The 20,239-nt window shown below is 70.4% G+C and carries 22 protein-coding genes; 9 read left to right on the forward strand and 13 right to left on the reverse strand.

Features of this window, described 5'->3' with window-relative positions; all coding sequences use genetic code 11:
• Positions 1-81 precede the first annotated feature (81 nt).
• The 5 genes from KFLA_RS23420 to KFLA_RS23440 all read left to right on the forward strand — a co-directional run bounded on the left by KFLA_RS23420 (position 82) and on the right by KFLA_RS23440 (position 5,110).
• Positions 82-1,632 (forward strand): amidohydrolase family protein, encoded by a 1,551-nt coding sequence (locus tag KFLA_RS23420; protein ID WP_148256718.1) that lies wholly within the window; start codon positions 82-84, stop codon positions 1,630-1,632.
• Positions 1,633-1,803: 171 nt separating this feature from the next.
• Positions 1,804-2,532 carry an amino acid ABC transporter ATP-binding protein gene (locus KFLA_RS23425; RefSeq protein WP_202797262.1) on the forward strand — a complete coding sequence of 243 codons (729 nt, stop codon included), beginning with the start codon at positions 1,804-1,806 and terminating at the stop codon, positions 2,530-2,532.
• 59 nt (positions 2,533-2,591) lie between these two features.
• A complete protein-coding gene (locus KFLA_RS23430) occupies positions 2,592-3,515 on the forward strand; it encodes a glutamate ABC transporter substrate-binding protein (RefSeq protein ID WP_012922300.1) in 924 nt (307 codons plus the stop codon).
• Between the two features lie 78 nt (positions 3,516-3,593).
• Positions 3,594-4,241 carry an amino acid ABC transporter permease gene (locus KFLA_RS23435; protein ID WP_012922301.1) on the forward strand — a complete coding sequence of 216 codons (648 nt, stop codon included), beginning with the start codon at positions 3,594-3,596 and terminating at the stop codon, positions 4,239-4,241.
• Positions 4,241-5,110: an amino acid ABC transporter permease gene (locus KFLA_RS23440; RefSeq protein ID WP_012922302.1), complete on the forward strand. Its 870-nt coding sequence runs from the start codon at positions 4,241-4,243 to the stop codon at positions 5,108-5,110. Before KFLA_RS23435 ends, KFLA_RS23440 begins: the two co-directional genes overlap by 1 nt.
• A 76-nt stretch (positions 5,111-5,186) precedes the next feature.
• Here the strand turns inward: KFLA_RS23440 and KFLA_RS23445 are convergent, their stop codons facing one another.
• Complete coding sequence (locus KFLA_RS23445; RefSeq protein ID WP_012922303.1) at positions 5,187-5,519, reverse strand: DUF6461 domain-containing protein; 333 nt, start codon at positions 5,517-5,519, stop codon at positions 5,187-5,189.
• 122 nt (positions 5,520-5,641) lie between these two features.
• Between KFLA_RS23445 and KFLA_RS23450 the strand changes: the two genes are divergently transcribed.
• Positions 5,642-6,556 carry an aminoglycoside phosphotransferase family protein gene (locus KFLA_RS23450; protein ID WP_012922304.1) on the forward strand — a complete coding sequence of 305 codons (915 nt, stop codon included), beginning with the start codon at positions 5,642-5,644 and terminating at the stop codon, positions 6,554-6,556.
• Positions 6,557-6,603: 47 nt separating this feature from the next.
• Here the strand turns inward: KFLA_RS23450 and KFLA_RS23455 are convergent, their stop codons facing one another.
• Complete coding sequence (locus tag KFLA_RS23455) at positions 6,604-7,893, reverse strand: aspartate aminotransferase family protein (protein ID WP_012922305.1); 1,290 nt, start codon at positions 7,891-7,893, stop codon at positions 6,604-6,606.
• Positions 7,894-7,952: 59 nt separating this feature from the next.
• On the opposite strand from KFLA_RS23455, the gene KFLA_RS23460 reads away from it, so the two are divergent.
• Positions 7,953-9,047 carry an LOG family protein gene (locus tag KFLA_RS23460; protein WP_012922306.1) on the forward strand — a complete coding sequence of 365 codons (1,095 nt, stop codon included), beginning with the start codon at positions 7,953-7,955 and terminating at the stop codon, positions 9,045-9,047.
• 24 nt (positions 9,048-9,071) lie between these two features.
• Here the strand turns inward: KFLA_RS23460 and pdxY are convergent, their stop codons facing one another.
• The 3 genes from pdxY to KFLA_RS23475 form a co-directional block, all read right to left on the reverse strand.
• The gene (gene pdxY / locus KFLA_RS23465) at positions 9,072-9,923 is read right to left on the reverse strand and encodes a pyridoxal kinase PdxY (protein ID WP_012922307.1); all 852 of its coding nucleotides are present in this window, start codon (positions 9,921-9,923) and stop codon (positions 9,072-9,074) included.
• A gap of 230 nt (positions 9,924-10,153) precedes the next feature.
• The gene (gene rlmN, locus KFLA_RS23470; protein ID WP_012922308.1) at positions 10,154-11,272 is read right to left on the reverse strand and encodes a dual-specificity RNA methyltransferase RlmN; all 1,119 of its coding nucleotides are present in this window, start codon (positions 11,270-11,272) and stop codon (positions 10,154-10,156) included.
• Between the two features lie 32 nt (positions 11,273-11,304).
• Positions 11,305-11,643, reverse strand: a complete 339-nt coding sequence (locus KFLA_RS23475; protein ID WP_012922309.1) for an Rdx family protein — start codon at positions 11,641-11,643, stop codon at positions 11,305-11,307.
• A 67-nt stretch (positions 11,644-11,710) separates the two neighbouring features.
• On the opposite strand from KFLA_RS23475, the gene KFLA_RS23480 reads away from it, so the two are divergent.
• Entirely contained in the window at positions 11,711-12,724 is a 1,014-nt protein-coding gene (locus tag KFLA_RS23480; protein ID WP_012922310.1) for an LLM class flavin-dependent oxidoreductase, read from the forward strand.
• On the opposite strand, the gene KFLA_RS23485 is transcribed toward KFLA_RS23480, so the two are convergent.
• From KFLA_RS23485 to rpsB, 6 genes are all read right to left on the reverse strand, one after another.
• Entirely contained in the window at positions 12,717-13,322 is a 606-nt protein-coding gene (locus KFLA_RS23485) for a GNAT family N-acetyltransferase (RefSeq protein WP_012922311.1), read from the reverse strand. The two genes, KFLA_RS23480 and KFLA_RS23485, sit on opposite strands and share 8 nt — an antisense overlap.
• 31 nt (positions 13,323-13,353) lie before the next feature.
• Entirely contained in the window at positions 13,354-14,187 is an 834-nt protein-coding gene (locus KFLA_RS23490) for a phosphatidate cytidylyltransferase (protein ID WP_012922312.1), read from the reverse strand.
• Positions 14,187-14,741: a ribosome recycling factor gene (gene frr / locus KFLA_RS23495; RefSeq protein WP_202797265.1), complete on the reverse strand. Its 555-nt coding sequence runs from the start codon at positions 14,739-14,741 to the stop codon at positions 14,187-14,189. Before frr ends, KFLA_RS23490 begins: the two co-directional genes overlap by 1 nt.
• Positions 14,742-14,897: 156 nt before the next feature.
• The gene (gene pyrH / locus KFLA_RS23500) at positions 14,898-15,659 is read right to left on the reverse strand and encodes a UMP kinase (protein WP_012922314.1); all 762 of its coding nucleotides are present in this window, start codon (positions 15,657-15,659) and stop codon (positions 14,898-14,900) included.
• A 53-nt stretch (positions 15,660-15,712) separates the two neighbouring features.
• Complete coding sequence (tsf, locus tag KFLA_RS23505) at positions 15,713-16,531, reverse strand: translation elongation factor Ts (RefSeq protein ID WP_012922315.1); 819 nt, start codon at positions 16,529-16,531, stop codon at positions 15,713-15,715.
• 268 nt (positions 16,532-16,799) lie between these two features.
• A complete protein-coding gene (gene rpsB, locus KFLA_RS23510; RefSeq protein WP_012922316.1) occupies positions 16,800-17,786 on the reverse strand; it encodes a 30S ribosomal protein S2 in 987 nt (328 codons plus the stop codon).
• A gap of 290 nt (positions 17,787-18,076) precedes the next feature.
• On the opposite strand from rpsB, the gene KFLA_RS23515 reads away from it, so the two are divergent.
• The gene (locus KFLA_RS23515) at positions 18,077-18,709 is read left to right on the forward strand and encodes a M23 family metallopeptidase (RefSeq protein ID WP_049797420.1); all 633 of its coding nucleotides are present in this window, start codon (positions 18,077-18,079) and stop codon (positions 18,707-18,709) included.
• 8 nt (positions 18,710-18,717) lie between these two features.
• Here the strand turns inward: KFLA_RS23515 and KFLA_RS23520 are convergent, their stop codons facing one another.
• Complete coding sequence (locus tag KFLA_RS23520) at positions 18,718-19,197, reverse strand: RrF2 family transcriptional regulator (protein ID WP_012922318.1); 480 nt, start codon at positions 19,195-19,197, stop codon at positions 18,718-18,720.
• Between the two features lie 72 nt (positions 19,198-19,269).
• Positions 19,270-20,208 (reverse strand): tyrosine recombinase XerC, encoded by a 939-nt coding sequence (locus KFLA_RS23525; RefSeq protein ID WP_012922319.1) that lies wholly within the window; start codon positions 20,206-20,208, stop codon positions 19,270-19,272.
• Between the last annotated feature and the right edge of the window lie 31 nt (positions 20,209-20,239).

Raw genomic sequence — 20,239 nt, forward strand, 5'->3', positions numbered from 1 at the left:
CCGCGGGTGGACTTTTCCCTACCTGGGGCGGGGGGACTGCGACCCCTGACCCTGACGCACACGGGCGGAATAGTGATGGGTATGAACAGTTCTCGCCGTTCCTTCCTCGCCCGGACCGCCGTCGGAGCCGCCGCCGTGGTGGCGGGCGGCACCTTCACCTCCTCCCCCGCCGTCGCGCTGGTCAAGCCGCTCGCGGACGCCGGGACCACCCGGATGACCGCACTCACCCACGTCACCGTGATCGACGTCGCCACCGGCCGCCGGTCGCGCAACCAGACGGTGCTCATCCGTGCCGACCGGATCGTCGCCGTCGGCCGCGGCCTGCCGGTGCCGCACGGCGCCACCGAGCTCGACCTGACCGGCAAGTTCGTCATCCCCGGGCTGGCCGACATGCATGTGCACAGCCTCGGCAGCGAGCGCGTCTCGCCACCGCTCTACCTGGCCAACGGACTGACCACCGTGCGGGAGATGGCCGGGGCCGACCCGCTGGTCTACGACTGGCGGGACCGGATCGACGCCGGCACCCTGCTCGGCCCGCGGATGGTGGTCGGCAGCCAGATCATCGACGGCGACCCGACCCTGTGGGACCCGGACCTGCTGCGGGTGCTGGTGGTGAACGACGAGGCCGGCGCGCGGGCCGCCGTACGACAGGTCAAGGCGGAGGGCGCCGACTTCGTCAAGGTGTACTCGCGGCTCAGCCCCACGGCGTACCGGGCGATTCTCGACGAGGCGCGGCGGCAGGGGCTCACCGTGCACGGCCACGGACCGGACCAGGTCCCGGTCGAGCAGGTCAGCGCCGCCGGCCAGCGCAGCATCGAGCACCTGCACGCGCTCGCGCTGTCCGTCTCCAGCCGCGAGGCCGAGGTACGCCGGCTGCAGCGGGCGATCTCGATCTCGACCGGGGACTACAACGGCTGGTTCCGCCAGATGCACCCGATCGAGTGGATTGCGGCGAACAGCTTCAGCCGGGCACGTGCTGCGCAGGTCTTCGGCACCCTGCGCCGCCACCGGACCCGTGTCACGCCGACCCTCACCATGCACCGGGTACTCGACATGCCGGACCACACCACCTTCGACCCCGCCACCCGCAAGTACCTGAGCGCCGATGCCGTCGGCACCTACGAGTACGCGATCGAGCACCTCTACAAGGCCAACCGGCCCGCCGAGGAGATCGCCCGGCAGCGCCAGCTGTGGGCCTACCGGCAGCGCTTCGTCCGCGAGCTGTTCGCCCACGACGTGCCGATCCTGGCCGGCACCGACACCGGTACGCCGTACATGGTGCCGGGCTTCGCGCTGCACGACGAGCTCGAACTGCTGGTCGCCGCCGGCGCCACCCCACGCCAGGCCCTGTACGCCGCGACGGTGGAACCGGCCCGGTTCCTCGGCCTGGGCGAGGACCTGGGCTCGGTGGCACCGCGTAAGGTCGCGGACCTGGTCGTCCTGGACGCCGACCCGCTGACCGACATCGCCAACACGCGGCGGATCCACTCCGTGGTGACCCGCGGCCGGGTGATCTCGCCCACAGCGCGGCGGCGGATGCTCGCCGACGTGGAGGCAGCCGTCCAGCAGGCACCCGCGGCACCGGCCCTGGCTGCGGGTGGTTGCTGCGGAACGAGGCGCCCCGGACACTGACGGACGCTCCGCGCGCGGGCTGTGATCGAACGGTCACAGTCCGCGGGTCAGTGTCGCAGATCGTTACCACGGTGGAACCAGGGGGCCGTGCGAGGCAGCCCCCGGCTCCGCTAGGTTCACGCCATGAGCGATTCCGGCACCTCGACGAACACCGTTCCGGTGAAGACCGGCCTGGTCGCCCTGACGGGCGTGAACAAACACTTCGGTGACCTGCACGTGCTGAAGGACATCAACCTGTCCATCGGCCAGGGCGAGGTCGTCGTGGTGATCGGTCCGTCCGGGTCCGGCAAGTCGACGTTGTGCCGCGCGATCAACCGGCTGGAGCCGATCGACTCGGGCACCATCCTGCTGGACGGCCAGCCGCTGCCCAGCGAGGGCAAGGCGCTGGCCCGGCTGCGGGCCGACGTCGGCATGGTGTTCCAGTCGTTCAACCTGTTCGCCCACAAGACGATCCTGCAGAACGTCACCCTCGGCCCGTGCAAGGTCCGCAAGACCGACCCCAAGGTCGCCGAGAAGCGCGCGATGGAGCTGCTGGAGCGGGTCGGCGTGGCGAACCAGGCCTCGAAGTACCCGGCGCAGCTGTCCGGCGGCCAGCAGCAGCGGGTCGCGATCGCGCGGGCGCTGGCGATGGACCCCAAGGTCCTCCTGTTCGACGAGCCGACCTCGGCGCTCGACCCGGAGATGATCCAGGAAGTGCTGGAGGTCATGATCGACCTGGCCCGGCAGAACATGACGATGGTCGTGGTCACCCACGAGATGGGCTTCGCGCGGAGCGCGGCCAACCGGGTGGTGTTCATGGCCGAAGGGGAGATCGTCGAAGAGTCCGACCCGGAGACCTTCTTCACCAACCCGTCGTCCCAGCGCGCCCAGGACTTCCTCGGGAAGATCCTGAAGCACTAGACGCCCCGCCGGCTCCTCAGCCGGTTGTTACCGCACCAAACACACGAAGGGGATCCCCAATGAGAATGCGCAACCTCGTCGCCACTCTCGGCGTCGCGGCGCTCGCGCTGACCGTCGGTGCCTGTGGCAAGGACGGCGAGCCCGCTGCCGGCGGCGGTGGCGGCAGCACCACCGGCGACTGCGGCGAGCTGCACAAGTTCGACGTCGCCACCGGCGTCGACGTGCCCGGCAGCGCGACCTTCGCCAAGATCAAGGCCCGCGGCAACGCCGTCGTCGGCGTCAAGGCCGACCAGCCGAACCTGGGCTACAAGGACGCCAACGGCAAGCGCTGCGGCTTCGACATCGAGATCGCCCGGATGGTGTCGGCCCAGCTCGGCTTCGACCCGGAGAAGATCGAGTACAAGGAGATCCCGTCGGCGAACCGCGAGACCGCGATCGCCGGGGGTGAGATCGACTACTACGTCGGTACCTACTCGATCACCGACAAGCGCAAGAAGCTGGTCTCGTTCGCCGGTCCGTACTTCATCGCCGGCCAGGACCTGCTGGTCCGCAAGGACGACACCTCGATGGACGCCGGCAAGGACGGCCTGAAGGGCAAGAAGGTCTGCTCGGCGACCGGCTCGACCCCGATCCAGAAGGTCAAGGACGAGGGCCTGACCGAGCCGAACAACATCTCCGAGTTCAAGACCTACTCGGAGTGCGTCTCCCAGCTGCTGGACAACAAGACCGACGCGGTCACCACCGACGACGCGATTCTCAAGGGCTACGCGGCCAACGCGCCCGACGAGCTGCGCGTGGTCGGCAAGCCGTTCAGCACCGAGAAGTACGGCATCGGTCTGCCGCTGGCCGACAAGGCGCTGCGGGACAAGGTGAACGCCGGCCTGGAGGCCTCCTTCACCGACGGCACCTGGAAGGCCGTGTACGACGAGACGCTCGGCAAGTCCGGCTCGGCCGGCACGCCGCCGCAGCTCGAGAAGTACTGATCCACCTCGGCTACGGCGGCTCCGGGCGTGCCCGGGTCGCCGTAGCCGACTGCTGTCCGTCTCCTCTGGAAGGTCGCGATGCTCTCGGTCCTCACCGACAACTGGGAACTGTTCCGGGAAGGGTTCTGGACGACGCTCAGGTTGTTCCTGGTGTCCGGCGTCCTGAGCCTGCTGCTCGGCACCCTGCTGGCCACGTTCCGGGTCGCACCGGTGACCGTGCTGCGCGGGATCGGCACCGGCTACGTGAACACGCTGCGGAACACCCCCTTGACGCTGGTCTTCGCGTTCCTGTTCTTCGGTGCGGCCAAGATGCAGCTCGGCCTGCCGACGTTCTTCTGGGCCGCGGTCACCGCCCTGACGGTCTACACCTCCGCCTTCGTCTGCGAGGTGGTCCGCTCGGGCATCAACACCATCCCGCCCGGCCAGGCCGAGGCCGCCCGTGCCGTCGGCATGACGTTCGTGCAGGTGCTGACGATCGTGGTGCTGCCGCAGGCGTACCGGGCGATCGTGCCGCCGATGACCAGCATCATGATCGCGCTGCTCAAGAACACCACGATCGCGGCCGGGTTCTCGGTGCTGGAGGCCGGCGCGATCCCGGCGGCGATGGCCGAGCGCGGTGAGAGCCAGATGCTCACGCTGCTGTGGATCACCATCGGCTTCCTGATCCTGATCATTCCCCTGGTCTTCCTGCAGCGGTGGGCCGAGCGACGGACGGCGGTGGCCTGATGAGTGCGGTCCTGTACGACGTACCCGGCCCGCGGGCCAAGGCGCGCAACCGGATCCTCAACGTCATCGTGCTGGCGCTGCTGGCCGCGGGCATCCTGTGGCTGGTGCTGCGGCTGAACTCCACCGGCCAGTTCGAGGGCCGGCGGTGGGCCCAGTTCCAGTACACGGCGATTCAGGAGCAGCTGCTGACCGGTCTGCTGAACACCCTGCGGGCCGCGGGCGCGGCGACCGTGCTGGCGCTGATCTTCGGCGCCGTCTTCGCGGCCGCACGGATCAGCGACCACCGGTGGCTGCGGGTGCCGGCGACGTTCGTCGTCGAGCTGTTCCGGGCGATCCCGCTGCTGATCCTGATGTTCTTCTTCTACTACGGCAGCCTGGAGTTCGAGCTCGGCCTGTCCCCGTTCCACGCGGTTGTGTTCGGGCTCACGCTCTACAACGGCTCGGTGCTCGCGGAGATCTTCCGGGCCGGTATCGCCGCGGTGCCCAAGGGCCAGCGGGAGGCGGCGTACGCGACCGGTCTGCGCAAGAACCAGGTGGTCCGGCTGGTCCTGCTGCCGCAGGCGATCCGGGCGATGCTGCCGGCGATCGTCAGCCAGCTCGTGGTACTGCTGAAGGACACCGCGCTCGGCTTCATCATCACCTACAACGAGCTGCTGTACGTGGCCAAGCAGATGGGCGGCCGGCTGGAGTTCGGCTTCCCGTACATCCCGACGTACATCGTGATCGCGGTCATCTACATCGGCCTCTGCTCGCTGCTGTCGCTGCTGGCCCGCTACCTCGAAGGCCGGTCGCGCCGCTCCCGCAAGGTCACCGGCGGGCCGCCCCCGGCCGCCGCCGAGTCCGCCACCTCGGCGGAAGCACCCCTCTGAGTTGACGCCAGTCGGCCCGGTCCGAGGCTCCTGCGGACCGGGCCGATTGCTGTTTGCGGCTTGCTGCGTCCGGGCTTCACCCGGCGACGGGACCGGTGGTGAAGATCGTGGCGGTGACCAGCTCCGGCGTGAGCCGTACGCCGGTCAGGTGCTCCATCAAGGCGTACGACGCCTCCTGGACCGGGCCGATCTCGTAGTCGTCGTCCTCGCCGTCCTCGACCTCGAAACCGACGACGATCGGGCCGTCCGGCGGCAGCTGACAAAGCCCGGCGAAGTCGACCGGGCCACCACGCTCGGTCGCGCCGAGCCGGTCGAGCAGCTCGTCCGGTGCGATGTCTTGCACCATCGTGACGCAGTCGCAGTTCTGCAGGTCCGGCTGGGTCCAGAGGTAGTCGTCGGCGGCCGTCATGCCGGACAGTGTGGCGGTCTCCGGGGCGAGGCAAGCTGTTGACGGCGTCACGCAAAGGCTGGCCGCAGGGGGTCGCGAAAACGCGTTGCGGGGGTCGGCGGGAGGACGGAAGACTGCCGGGAATGGTCGAGAACGTGGGTGCCGACGGCCGGGCCGGGATCGATGCCGGACTGGTGAAGCGGCTGGTCAAGGCGCAGTTTCCGCAGTGGGCCGAGCTGCCGGTGGAACCGGTGAAGGTCGACGGGTGGGACAACCGCACGTACCGGCTGGGCGACGGGATGACGGTCCGGCTGCCGACCGCGGCGGCGTACGCGCCCGCGGTGGCCAAGGAGAACGAGTGGTTGCCGCGGCTCGCACCCCAGCTGCCGGTCGCGGTGCCGGAGGTGCTCGGCCGGGGAGTTCCGGGTGAGGGCTACGGGTTCGACTGGTCGATCCGCCGGTGGTTGCCGGGTGAGACGGCCGCTCCGGAGCGGATCGACGACCTGGCGGCGTTCGCGGTCTCGGTCGCCGAGTTCGTCCTCGCGCTGCAACGCTGTGACGCGACCGGCGGACCCGTGGCCGCAGCGCACAGCTTCTACCGGGGCGCACCACCGGCGTACTACGACGACGAAACCCGGCGGGCGCTGGTCGCGCTCGACGGCCGGGTCGACACCGCTGCGGCCACCGAGGTCTGGGAGGCCGCGCTGGCGAGCACCTGGGACGGGCCGCCGACGTGGTTCCACGGCGATATCGCCGGCGGCAACCTCCTGGTGGAGAACGGCCGGCTGTCCGCGGTGATCGACTTCGGCACCTCCGGCGTCGGCGATCCGGCCTGCGACCTGGTCATCGCCTGGACCCTCTTGTCCGGCGAGAGCCGTGCGGCGTTCCGGCGTACGGTCGCCCAGGACGCCGGCACGTGGTCCCGCGCCCGCGGCTGGGCCCTCTGGAAGGCCCTGATCGTGCTGGCCGAAACCATCGACACCGACCCGCAAACCGCCGGCAGCTTCCGCCGGGTCATCGACGAGGTCCTCGCCGACCACCAGACGCCCACCGCCTGAACCCCCACGCGCCGGCTCGCCCGTGGGAAGCCGGCGCGTGCAGTTGCTCAGCGAAGGGTGTTGAACGAGTCCCTGAGGATCTCGATCGCCTCCGTGGTCTCCGGCTCGGTGAGCGTCATCGGCGGCGCCATCCGCAGCACGTTGCCGTAGAGACCGCCCTTGCCGATCAGCAGGCCGCGGTTCTTCGCCTCCTGCTGCAGCTTCGCCGTGGTCGCCGCGTCCGGCACGCGGTCGTCGGGGCGCACGATCTCCGCCGCCAGCATCAACCCCTTGCCCCGCACGTCCCCCAGCTCGGGGAACTCGTCGGCGATGCCCCGCAGCCCGTCGGCGAGCTGCGCACCGCGCTTGGCCGCGTTCGCCTGCAGGTCCTTGTCGAGCAGGTACTCGAGCGTCGCCTTCGCCGCGGTGGTGGCGATCGGGTTGCCGCCGAAGGTCGACAGCGAGTTGGCGCTCAGGCTGTCCATCATCGCCGGCGTCGCCACCACCCCACCGATCGCGAACCCGTTGCCGAGCCCCTTGGCGAACGTCATCGCGTCGGGTACGACGTCGTGCGCCTGGATACCCCAGAAGTGCTCGCCGGTCCGCCCCCACCCGGTCTGGACCTCGTCGGAGATCAGCAGGATGCCGTACTCGTCGAGCACCTCCTTGAACGCCGCGAACAACCCGTCCGGCGGCGAGGCGAACCCGCCGACCCCCTGGATCGGCTCGGCGATCAGGCAGGCCACGTCCCCGGAGGTGGTGGTGTCGATCACGGTCCGCAGGTCCTCGACGCAGACCTTGATGTACTCGGCGTCCGGCAGGTCGCGGAACGGGCTGCGGTAGCGGTACGCGCCCTGCACGTACTGCACGTTGACCGGGCTCAGGCTGCTCGCGGACCAGCCGCGGTGACCGGTGATCGCGATCGTGCCGAAGCTGCGGCCGTGGTACGAGTTGCGCATCGCGAGCACCTGGTTCGACCGGCGCTGCTGGGTGGCGAGCAGCAGCGCCGCCTCGTTCGCCTCGGTGCCGGAGTTGGTGAAGAAGACCTTGGCCTCCTTGATCCCGGACAGCTCGGCGATCCTCTCGGCCAGCTCGATCTGCCGCCGGATCAGGTACACGGTCGAGGTGTGCGCGACCCCGGTGGCCAGCTGCTCGCGGACCGCGTCGGAGATCTCCGCCACGTCGTACCCGATCGCGTTGGTCAGGATGCCGGCGAAGAAGTCGAGGTACTGGTTGCCCTCGCCGTCGGTGACCCGGCGGCCGGACCCGCTGACGATCTCGATCGGCTCCTCGTAGTACAGGGCCAACCAGTCCGGCATCACGGCCCGGTGACGCTCCCACAGCTCCGCATGTGTCATGTCCTAGCAATACCGCATCTCGGTGCTGACTGACAGCCCTCTGCTATTAAGGTGCTCGGGTGACCCAGCCGAGCATCCCGCACGTGGACATCGAGTCCCTCGCCCGTTTCGACGAGATCCTGGCCGCGGGAGCGACCTCGATGGCGGGCTGGCGGGTCCAGTCCGTCGACCTGTCCGGGCGGACGGCGGCCCTGCTCGGGCTGGCCCCGACGGGCTCGCTGTTCCTCGGCTGCACGCTGGCGGAACCGGCCGCGGCCTGGATCCGCGACGGCGGCGGCCTGATCTTCCCGACCATTCCCGAACTGCCGTTCGACCCGTACCGCGGCAGCCTGTACGACGCCGAGGAGCTGTACGCCGGCCTCGACGCGGGCTACGACGCGACGCCGGACGCGCAGATCTACGCCTGGTCGCGGCAGCACGACGAGAAGGGCGACACCGGCCGGACCCTGGCGGCCGCGCTGCACGACCACTCGATCGCCGACGCGCTGCACGAACTGCCCGATGGCCGGCCCTGGATCGGCGTGATGGGCGGGCACGGGATCCAGCGCGGCAACCCGACGTACCGGGCGGCGGTGGAGCTCGGCCGCAGCCTGGCCCGCAACGGCCTGACCGTGGCGACCGGCGGCGGACCCGGGGCGATGGAGGCCGCCAACCTCGGTGCCACGCTCGCGGCGTACGACGCGGCCGCTGTCGACACGGCGCTCACCGCCCTCGCCGCCGTGCCGTCGTTCCGCCCGTCGATCGGCGCCTGGGCCGCGGCCGGCCTGGCGGTGCGCCGCGAGTTCCCCGGCGACGGCGGCGTCTCGATCCCGACCTGGTTCTACGGCCACGAGCCGCCGAACGTCTTCGCCTCGTCGATCGCGAAGTACTTCTCCAACGCCCAGCGCGAGGACGTCCTGCTCGGCCGGGCCCGCGGCGGCATCATCTACCTGCCTGGTGCCGCCGGCACGGTCCAGGAGATCTTCCAGGCCGTCACCCCGAACTACTACGGCGACGTCGCGACCCAGGTGCCGATGATCCTGGTCGGAGTGGAGTACTGGTCGGTGACGCTTCCGGTCTGGCCCTTGCTCCAGACCCTCGCCGCCAACCGTCCGATGGCCGCCTCGGTCCGCCTGGTCGACACCATCGAAGAGGCCGCCCGACTGGTGAGCTAGGCGGCCGCAAGCGTCGGGTGCAGGTCAGATCACGCGCTCAGGGGTGAACTGCATCCGCGGGTTCGCATACGCGTCCTGCGACTCGACGAGCTGCAGCTCGCGCTCACCCGACTCGTGGGTGCGGGTGAGCAGATCGAAGACGCTCGACGTGGTCCGGGCGAGCGCGTCGGCGAGATCACCGGTCCGGCGGTAGTGCGCCGTGAAGAGCGCGGCCGTCACGTCGCCCGAGCCGTTCGCCTTCATCGGGATGTACGGCGTCTGCACGAGCCAGGCGCCGCTGTCGTCGACGGCCAGCATCTCGATCGTGCCGTCCTCGCGGTCGGGGCGCTCGACGCTGGTGACCAGCACCGTGCGCGGTCCGGTCGCGCGGACCAGCTCGACCGAGGCCAGCGTGGACTCGAGTGTGTCCGGCTCGGTGCCGGTGAGGAAGCCCAGCTCGAACTGGTTGGGCGTGATGATGTCGGCTGCCGGCACCACCCGGTCGCGCAGCAGCACCGGGATCGCCGGCGCGACGAAGCACCCGGACTTCGCATTGCCCATCACCGGGTCGCAGGAGTACACCGCCGAGGGATTCGCCGCTTTCACCCGCTGCACCGTTTCCAGGATCACGTCGGCGATGCCCTCACCGCCCTGGTAGCCCGACAGAACCACGTCGATCTGTGGAAGGACTCCACGGTCCTCGATGCCCAGCAGGACCTCCCGCACGTCGTCCGGGCTGATCAAGGGTCCACGCCACGCCCCGTAGCCGGTGTGGTTGGAGAAGTTCACCGTGTACACCGGCAGCACCTCCACACCGTTGCGCTGGAGCGGAAACACGGCGGCCGAGTTGCCCACGTGCCCGTAGGCGACCGCGGACTGGATCGAGAGGATTTTCACCGCTCGATCATGCCACTTCCCTCCGAACCGAGCCTTGACGCCCGCCTGAGCCCGAACTGTCGGGGCGCTGTCCACCGTGACACGTACGGCGAACGTCGTGCTGGTTCCAGGGGCGGAGCTGGCCGCGGTCGTTCTCGGCATGCCCCTCGCCTGCAACCTGGACACGAAGGCGTGCACAGCGGCGAAGTGCGCCCGCTGCCACTTGACCCGGCGGACCGGCGGCGCGTCTATCAGCTGTTGGCGGCGGCGAGCTGGCCGCAGGCGCCGTCGATCTCCTGGCCGCGGGTGTCGCGCACGGTGGTGGGGATGCCGCCGGCCTGCAGACGGCGGACGAACTCGCGCTCGTCGGCCGGGTCGGAGGCGGTCCACTTGGAGCCCGGCGTCGGGTTCAGCGGGATCAGGTTGACGTGCACCCAGCCCCAGTCGCCGCGGGCCGCGAGCTTCTCGGCCAGCAGGTCCGCGCGCCAGGCGTGGTCGTTGATGTCGCGGATCATCGCGTACTCGATCGAGACCCGGCGCTTGGTCTGCTGGGCGTAGCCCCAGGCGGCGTCGAGCACCTCGTCGACCTTCCACCGGTTGTTGATCGGGACCAGCTCGTCGCGCAGCTCGTCGTCCGGCGCGTGCAGCGACAGCGCCAGCGTCACCGGGATGCCCTCGCCGGCGAGCTGGTTGATCCGCGGCACCAGGCCGACGGTCGACACGGTGATGCCGCGGGCCGAGATGCCCAGGCCCTCCGGCGACGGGTCGGTGAACCGGCGCACGGCCCCGATCACGGCCTTGTAGTTGGCCATCGGCTCGCCCATGCCCATGAAGACGATGTTGTTGACCCGGCCGGGGCCGCCCGCGATCTCGCCGCGGGACAGCGCGCGGGCGCCGTCGACGACCTGCTCGACGATCTCCGCGGTGGTCATGTTCCGGGTCAGGCCGGCCTGGCCGGTGGCGCAGAACGGGCAGGCCATGCCGCAGCCGGCCTGCGACGAGACGCACATCGTGGTCCGGTCGGTGTAGCGCATCAGCACGGACTCGACCAGCGAGCCGTCGAGCAGCTTCCACAGCGACTTGCGGGTCTGGCCGTTGTCGCACTCCAGGTCACGGACCTTGGTGAGCAGCGGCGGCATCAGCTCGGCGACCAGCTTGTCGCGGGACGCCGCGGGCAGATCGGTCATCTCGGCCGGGTCGGAGACCAGCCGGGAGAAGTAGTGGTTCGACAACTGCTTGGCCCGGAACGCGGGCTCTCCCAGCGCCGTCACCGCCGCCCGGCGCTCCTCCCCGCTGAGGTCGGCCAGGTGCCGCGGCGGCTTCTTGGCACGGCGCGGTTCGTCGAAAACGAGCGGAAGGGAGGTAGTCATCGCCCTCGATTGTCCCTCGCGGCCGACCGCTTTCACAAATTCACGTCCCGATTTGGGGACGTGTCACCCATCACTGCCTCGGCGGCCGGCTCCCGCCGGTCCGAGTGTCCGAGGTGCCGCCCGGGCGCGATCCGGTCCCGCACCAACTGCTTCAGCGCCGGAATCTCGGCGAACCTGCCCTCGGCCTTGCGCGACCAGAGCGTCTCCCCGTCCAGCCGGATGTCGAACACCCCGCCGGTCCCCGGTATCAGCGCGACCTCCCCCAACTCCTTGGAGAAGGTCGTCAGCAGTTCCTGCGCCGTCCAGGCCGCCCGCATCAACCACCGGCACTGCGTGCAGTACTCGATCTCCAACCGCGGCTGCCTGGTCACCCGCCCAGTATCCCAGCCGTGGTCGGCGGGAATGGCAGCCACCGCGGAGGTGGTTGAACCAAGCATCATGACTGCGTCGCTCAGCGGTGTCCCTCTGTCGATCCTGGACCGCTCGCGGACTCGCGGAGGTGAGACCGAGGCGGAGACCCTGCGCGCCACGGTCCGGCTGGCGCAGCAGGCCGAGGAGCTCGGGTACCACCGCTTCTGGGTGTCCGAGCACCACAGCGTGCCCGGCGTGGTCGGTTCGGCGCCGACCGTGCTCGCGGCCGCCGTCGCCGCCTCGACCGAGCGGATCCGCGTCGGCACCGGCGGCGTGATGTTGCCGAACCACCGGCCACTCGTCGTCGCCGAGCAGTTCGGCGTCCTGGAGTCGCTCTTCCCCGGCCGCATCGACATGGGGCTCGGCCGGTCCGTCGGCTTCACCAACGGGATCCGGCGCGCGCTCGGCGTCGAGAAGGACGCCGCCGACGACTTCGCCGATCAGGTCCGCGAACTGCTGGGCTACTTCACCGGCACCCAGCAGAACCACCCGCAGGTCCATGCCCGCCCCGGGGAGGGTTTGCGCGTACCGGCGTACGTGCTGGCGGTCGGTGAGGGCGCGCAACTCGCCGCATCACTCGGGCTGCCGCTGGTGATGGCCGGTGCCCGTGGCGAGTCGGCCCTGCTCGACTCGCTGCAGCGCTACCGCTCCGGCTTCACGCCATCCGGCTGGGCCGCGCGACCGTACGTCGTACTGGCGGTTACTGCGGCCGTTGCGGAGACGACCGAGGCAGCGCGGCGACTTCTCCTGCCCGAGGCATGGTCCACCGCCTACTCCCGCACCCGCGGGGTCTTCCCGCCGCTGGAACCGCTCGACCTGCAACGAACGATGACCGACAAGGAGCGTGGCTTCTTCGAGCAGTCACTCCAGGGCCAGATCTATGGCACCCCGCCCGAGGTGGACGCGGTGCTGGGTGGACTGGTCGAGCGGACCGGCGCCGACGAGGTGCTGATCACCACCAACACCTACGACCGGGCCGACCTGCTGGAGTCCTACCGGCTGCTGGCGGAGCTGGCCGGGCTGAGGACCACCGTCAGCTGATCCGGCTCAGCAGGCCCTTGCGGACGTCGGGCCACTCGTCCGCGAGGATCGAGAACACCACGGTGTCGCGCCAGGTGCCGTCGGGCTGCTTGATGTGCCGGCGCAGCACGCCTTCGCGCGTCGCGCCGAGCTTGGCGATCGCCGCCTGGGACCGGGTGTTCACCAGGCTGGTCTGGATCTTCACCCGGGTGAAGCCGCAGTCTTCGAAGGCGTGCTGCAGCATCAGGAACTTGCAGGCCGGGTTGACCACCGTGCCCCAGACCGCGGGCGCGTAGCCGGTCCAGCCGAGGTGGACTGCTTCGTTCGCGAGGTCCACGTCGCCGAGACTCGTCGTACCGACAACGGTGCCCCCGGCCCCCAACTCCGAGTCGCGAGCCAGCCGGACGACGTACGCGACGCGCTGCGGGGCAGCCTGCTGCCAACGGGCCCGCATCTCGTCCACGCCGGCCGGGCGCCCGCCGGGTCCGCCGCCGAAGCCCGCGGCGTACACCCGTGCGTCGTCGATCGCGGCGTACAGGGCTTCGATGTCATCGGCAACAAAACGGTCGAGGCGCACGTGGTCGCCGATCAGCGGGCGGCCGTCCGGGGCGATGGTCATGGCACCAGCCAACCCGCGGACGGGCGAGGCGTCAAACGAGAATGTGCAGCACCAGCCAGACGGCCGGAGCGGTGGCCAGCACCGAGTCCAGCCGGTCCATCAGACCGCCGTGGCCGGGCAGCAGGTTCGACATGTCCTTGATGCCCAGGTCCCGCTTGATCATCGACTCGCCGAGGTCGCCGACCGTCGCGGTCAGCACGGCGACCGCGCCGACGATCGCACCGGCCCACCACGGACCGTCGAGCAGCAGGACGACCGACGCGATGCCGGTGCCGATGCAGGCCAGCGTCGAGCCGGTGAAACCTTCCCAGGACTTCTTCGGGCTGATCGTCGGCGCCATCGGGTGCTTGCCGAACAGGACGCCCACCACGTAGCCGCCGACGTCGCTGGCCACCACCACCAGGAAAAACGTCACCACGCGCTGCGGGCCGTCGCTCTCCGGCTGCACGAGCAGCACGGCGAACCCGGCCAGCAACGGAACGTAGCCGATCAGGAACACCCCGGCGGTGACGTCGCGGACGAAACCGTTCGACCCGCCCGGCATCCGCCAGAAGATCGTCGCCAGCACCGTCAGCGCCAGCCCGGCCAGCAGGGCCATCGGCCCGCCGAAGTACGCCGCGACCGGCATCGCGATGGACCCGGCCAGCACCGGGACCCGCGGGACGACGGCCCCGCCGGTGCGCAGCGCGCGGATCATCTCGTCGACGGCCACCAGCACGCCGGCCAGCACCACGAAGATGAAGAGCCACTTCAGCCAGAACAGCGAGCCGAGAATCACCGCGCCGAGCCCTGCCCCGACCGCGATCGCGGCGGGCAGGTTGCGCCCGGCGCGGCTCGGCGCGGGCGTGCTTTGGTCGACGCCCATCACACCTCGAGCAGTTCGGCTTCCTTGTGCTTGAGCAGCTCGTCGATGGAGTCGACGTACTTCTTCGTCAACCCGTCGAGGCGCTTCTCAGCACTCTTGCCCTCGTCCTCGCCCGCCTGGCCGTCCTTGACGGTCTTGTCCACCACGTCCTTGGCGTGCCGGCGGATGTTGCGCATCGAGACCTTGGCCTCCTCGGCCTTGGTCCGGGCGACCTTGATGTACTCCTTGCGCCGCTCCTCGGTGAGCTGCGGCATCACGACCCGGATCACCGAGCCGTCGTTGCCCGGGTTCACGCCCAGGTCGGAGTCGCGAATGGCCTTCTCGATCGCGGCCATCGCGCCCTTGTCGTAGGGCGAGATCAGCACCGTGCGCGGCTCCGGCACCTGGAAGCCGGCCAGCTGCTGCAGCGGCGTCGGCGAACCGTAGTAGTCGGCCAGCAGGCTGGCGAACATCGACGGGTGGGCCCGGCCGGTGCGGATCGCGGCGAAGTCGTTCTTGGCGACCTCCACGGCCTTCGCCATCTTCTGCTCGGCTTCGCGGAGTGCTTCGTCGATCACGACATTCCTCGCTTCCTCGGGGCCGCTCGGCGCGGCCGCTCAAACCCTACGAACGCTGGTCTACCAGATCGCGGACATCGGTCCGCGTGTCGATGATCCTAGGGTATGTCCGGCGGCGGCCAGTGGGCTGCCGGACCTGACCCGTGAACCCGGCTACTGGCCGGGTGAGACGACCGTGCCGATCTTCTCGCCGCGCACGACCCGGGCGATGTTGCCGTCCTGCAGGCCGAAGATCACGATCGGCAGCGCGTTGTCGCGGGCCAGGCTGATCGCGGTGGCGTCGGCGACGCGCAGGCCGCGGGCCAGGAAGTCGTCGTACGAGAGGCCGTCGAACTTCACCGCGTCCGGGTTGGTCTTGGGATCGGAGTCGTAGACGCCGTCCACGCCCTGCTTGCCCATCAGCAGCGCCTCGGCGCCGATCTCCAGCGCGCGCTGGGCGGCGACGGTGTCGGTGGAGAAGTACGGCATGCCCGAACCAGCGCCGAAGATGACGACCCGGCCCTTGGCCAGGTGCCGGTCGGCCTTGCGCGGGATGTAGGGCTCGGCGACCTGACCCATCGTGATCGCGGTCTGGACCCGGGTCTCGACCCCGAGCTTCTCCAGGAAGTCCTGCAGCGCCAGGCAGTTCATCACGGTGCCGAGCATGCCCATGTAGTCGGCGCGGTTGCGCTCCATGCCGCGCTGCTGCAGCTCCGCGCCGCGGAAGAAGTTGCCGCCACCGACCACGACGGCGACCTGTACGCCGGCCCTGACCACCTCGGCGATCTGCTTGGCGATCGAGTTCACCACGTCGGGGTCGACGCCGAGCTTGCCGCCGCCGAACACCTCACCCGACAGCTTCAGCAGCACCCGGTGGTAGGCCGGATCGAACGGCGAAGAGGCCGGACTCGTCTCGGTACCCAGGGTTTCCGTCACGATTCCGGCCTCCTCGTCGATGGTGTTGCGTGCTCGTCCTAACCGCTGACGACTCAGGCGCCGACCTCGAAGCGGGCGAACCGCTTCACGGTGACGCCGGCCTCGTCGAGCACGGCCTTGACGGTCTTCTTGCTCTCCTGGACCGACGGCTGCTCGAGCAGCACGACCTCCTTGAAGAAGCCGTTCACCCGGCCCTCGACGATCTTCGGCAGCGCCTGCTCCGGCTTGCCCTCCTCGCGAGCGGTCGCCTCGGCGATCCGGCGCTCGTTCTCGACCGTCTCGGCCGGGACCTCGTCGCGGGTGGTGTACAGCGGGCGCATCGCGGCGGCCTGCATCGCGGCACCGCGGGCGGCGTCGATGTTGTCGCCCTCGAACTCGACCAGCACGCCGACCTGGGCCGGCAGGTCGGCGGCACGCTTGTGCATGTACGCCGCGACCTTGCCGTCGAAGACGGCGACCTTGCCGAGCTCCAGCTTCTCGCCGATCACCGCGGCCAGCGCCTCGATGTTCTCCGCGACGCTCTTGCCGTCGGCGAGCTTCTCGCTCAGCAGGCCCTCGATGTCGCCGACCTTGCTGGCGGCGGCGTGCGCGACGATGTCGGCCGCGAGCTGCTGGAACTGCTCGTTCTTGGCGACGAAGTCGGTCTCGCAGTTCAGCTGGACCAGCGCGTTCTCCGCGGCGGCGACCAGGCCGTTGGTGGCGGACCGCTCGGCGCCCCGCTTGGCGGCCTTGGCCGCGCCGTGGATGCGCAGCTCCTCGATCGCCTTCTCGAAGTCGCCGTCGGTGGTCTCGAGCGCCTTCTTCGCGTCCATCATGCCCGCGCCGGTGGCGTCGCGGAGCTTCTTCACGTCAGCGGCGGTGTAGTTCGCCATTCCTCGTTCTCTCGTCCTGTCGGTGCGTCAGCGGGTGGGTCGCCGCCCGGCCGGAGCGCCACCGTGGAGGGTGGCGCCGGTCGGACGACCTGGGGTTCCGGCCTGCGGTACCCCGGACCGGAGTACCGCGTGCTCGGGACCTTTCGGCCTTGGTGCCGGGGCGGTCGCCCCGGCGTCCGGTCCGGGCCGCCGTCGGCCCCGGCCGTCGCTCCCGGACCCTTGCGGGAACCGGGAGCTCGGAACCGGGGTCGGCGAGCCCGGAAGCGGATCAGGCCTCGGTCTTCGGCGCCTCGGTGCCCTCGACCGGGGTGTCGTCGGCCGCGGCGACCGTCTCGGCGACGGCGCCGGACTCGGCCAGCGGAGCCGGCTCGGCCGGAGCCTCGGTCACCGCGGCGGCGTCGGCGGCCGGAGCCGCGTCGGCAGCCGGAGCGGCCTCGGCAGCCGGAGCGGCCTCGGCAGCCGGGGTGGCGGCCGCGGCGTTCTGGCTCTCCAGCAGCTCACGCTCCCAGGCGGCCATCGGCTCCTCGGCGCCCAGCTCCTCACCGGCAGCGGCAGCGCCCTGGCCGGAGCGGGCCATCAGCCCGTCGGCGACGGCGTCGGCCACCACGCGGGTCAGCAGGCCGACCGAGCGGATCGCGTCGTCGTTGCCCGGGATCGGGAAGTCGACCTCGTCGGGGTCGCAGTTGGTGTCCAGGATGCCGATGATCGGCAGCTTCAGCTTGCGCGCCTCGTCGACCGCGAGGTGCTCCTTCTTGGTGTCGACGATCCACACCGCGGAGGGCACCCGGCCCATGTCCCGGATACCGCCGAGGGTCTTGAGCAGCTTGTCGTGCTCGCGACGCTTCTGCAGCAGCTCCTTCTTGGTGACACCGGAGCCGGCGACGTCGTCGAAGTCGATCAGCTCCAGCTCCTTGAGCCGCTGGAGCCGCTTGTTGACGGTCTGGAAGTTGGTGAGCATGCCGCCCAGCCAGCGCTGGTTCACGTACGGCATGCCGACCCGGGTCGCCTGCTCGGCGATCGCTTCCTGGGCCTGCTTCTTGGTACCGACGAACAGGATCGCGCCGCCGGAGGCGACGGTGCTCCGGACGAACTCGTAGGCGCGGTCGATGTACGACAGCGACTGCTGCAGGTCGATGATGTAGATGCCGTTGCGCTCGGTGAGGATGTAGCGCTTCATCTTCGGGTTCCAGCGACGGGTCTGGTGCCCGAAGTGCACGCCGCTCTCGAGCAGCTGCTTCATGGTCACGACGGCCATGAGGTGTTCCTCCTGTCGCGCCGGCCGGGCTCACTCGTCCGGTGGCGCTGTCTCGGTTGTCCCGCGGCGGACCGGTCGGTCCGTCGCGCCTGACGCCCGCGCGAACCCCTCCCCGGCGAACCGGGACCGATGGGATTCGGGTGTGTGCGGGCGTGCGAAGTCGCCCCACCGAGGTGGGACGCCGCCAGAAGTCTACGCGAAACCCCACCCCCGGTCGAACCGGCCTTCACCCTGTCCACAGGCTCCGGATCACCGCGGCCCGGACCCGGTTTCCGCTGCACCTTGACAGCATGAACCCACTCCTGTTCGCCCCACTACTGGCAGCCCCGGACGCGGTCCCGTCGGACGGCGTCTGGCCGCTCCAGCCGCGCCCTCGGATCGCCCGCGCCTACACCCCACCGCCGAAGCCCTGGCTTCCCGGCCACCGCGGCCTGGACCTCTTCGGCTCCCCCGGCCAGCAGGTCCTCGCCCCCACCGAAGGCACCGTGACGTACGCCGGCCCGCTCGCGGGCCGCGGCGTCGTTGTCCTCACGCACGGCGACCTGCGCACCACCTACGAGCCGGTGATTCCGTCGGTCGAGCCGGGCGCCCGAGTTCGCCGCGCGCAACCCATCGGCCGCCTCTCGGCCGCTGCCTCGCACTGCGCGCCCACCCCGTGCCTGCACTGGGGTCTCCGGCGGGACGCGGCCTACCTGGATCCACAGGTGCTGCTCAAGGCGCTGCCCGTCCGCCTGCTGCCCACCGTCCCCGCGCTCACCGCCGGCGGCTCCGTCCCGGGTCCTGCAGCATCTGCCCCACCGCCCCCGCCGTCAACTGCGCCCGCGCCGGCCGCAGGAAGTCACGGCACCGCGGCTCCCACCGCAATCGTCACGCTCAGTGCTCTGGCGACGCTCGGCGCCGTCGTGCTGATCAGGAACCACTGACCGTGAGCTCAGCTCCCGGGGACGCGTGCCTGCCACGCGTCCTCGTCCTTGGACCGCCGCTCGACCCCGGCCGGAAGCTTGCCCTTGGCAAGGTCGATCAGCGTCGTGTGCTCCAGCACGTCCCGCAGACTGGCCCGGGCCGCGATCCACACCCGCTGCAGCACCACGGCCCGCTCGTTGTACGCCACGCTCTCGGGCCGGACCCCGGAGATGCTCACGATCGGCCCGTCCACCGCCCGCATCACGTCGGCGACGGAGATCTCGTTCGGATCCACCGCGAGCTTCCACCCGCCGGACTGCCCGCGCTGGCTCGACAGCACCCCGGCGCGCCGCAGGTCGGCCAGGATGCCCTGCAGGAAGCCGTGCGGAATTCCCTGTGCCCGGCTGAGCTCCTCCGCGGACACCACGGAGGGGTCGTTCGCCACCCAGCGCTGGGTGATCTCGATCAGCGCCCGCAACGCATAGTCAGATTTAGCCGAAACCCGCATGTCCCGAAGTCTGCCCCATCGCCCGGCCCGCTACCCGCCACCACCCCGATGGCTTGCACCGGGGCTCTGCGATCAGGCCCGGGGATGCGCCTGCTCGTAGGCGCTGCGCAACCGCTCGCTCGAGACGTGCGTGTAGACCTGCGTCGTCGCCAGCGACGCGTGCCCCAGCAACTCCTGCACGCTGCGCAGATCCGCCCCGCCTTCCAGCAGGTGCGTCGCTGCCGTGTGCCGCAACCCGTGCGGCGACAGGTCGGGCGCCTCGACCGCGCCGATCCGGGCGTGCACGACCCGGCGTACGGTCCGCTGGTCGATCCGTCCACCCCGCGCCCCGAGGAACAAGGCCGGCCCGCTGCCGTCCCGGACCAGCCGGGGCCGCACCGCGAGCCACGTCTCCAGCGCCTCGGCCGCCGGTACGCCGTACGGGACCGACCTCTCTTTACGCCCCTTACCGAACACGCGCACCACGCGCCGCGACCGATCCACCTCGTCGACGTCCAGCGCGCACAGCTCGCCGACCCGGATACCCGTTGCGTACAGCAACTCCATGATCGTCAGATCGCGAAGCCCCACAGGGCTCCCGTCGTCCGCGGCCACGGCGGCGGCGTCCAGCACGGCGCGCGTGTCCGCCTGCCCGAGCACGCCCGGCAGCGTCTTGTGTGCCTTGGGGCTGGCGAGCAACGCCCCCGGATCGGTCGCGATCCGCCCGGTGCGCTGGGCCCACGCGGTGAACACCCGAGCCGCTGTCGCCCGCCGCGCCATGGTGCTGCGCGCCTTGCCCAAACTCTGCTGTTTGGCCAGCCAGGAACGCAGTCCGCGGATGTCGAGGGCGCTCAGATCATCGTGACCGAGCCGAGTCACATGGTCGATCAAATCGGCGACATCGCCCATGTACGCTCGGACCGAGTGCTCGCTGAGGCCTCTCTCCGCCGTCAGGTGCCGTTCGTAGTCAGCCAGTAACGCAGCGAAATCCTCCGGTACGGAGGGGTCCGCGCTGACGTCGTCCGGTGCCATCCCCTGACCATGCGGGAGCGGTCGCGGCATC

The sequence above is a fragment of the Kribbella flavida DSM 17836 genome (assembly GCF_000024345.1).
Classification (GTDB): Bacteria; Actinomycetota; Actinomycetes; order Propionibacteriales; family Kribbellaceae; genus Kribbella; species Kribbella flavida.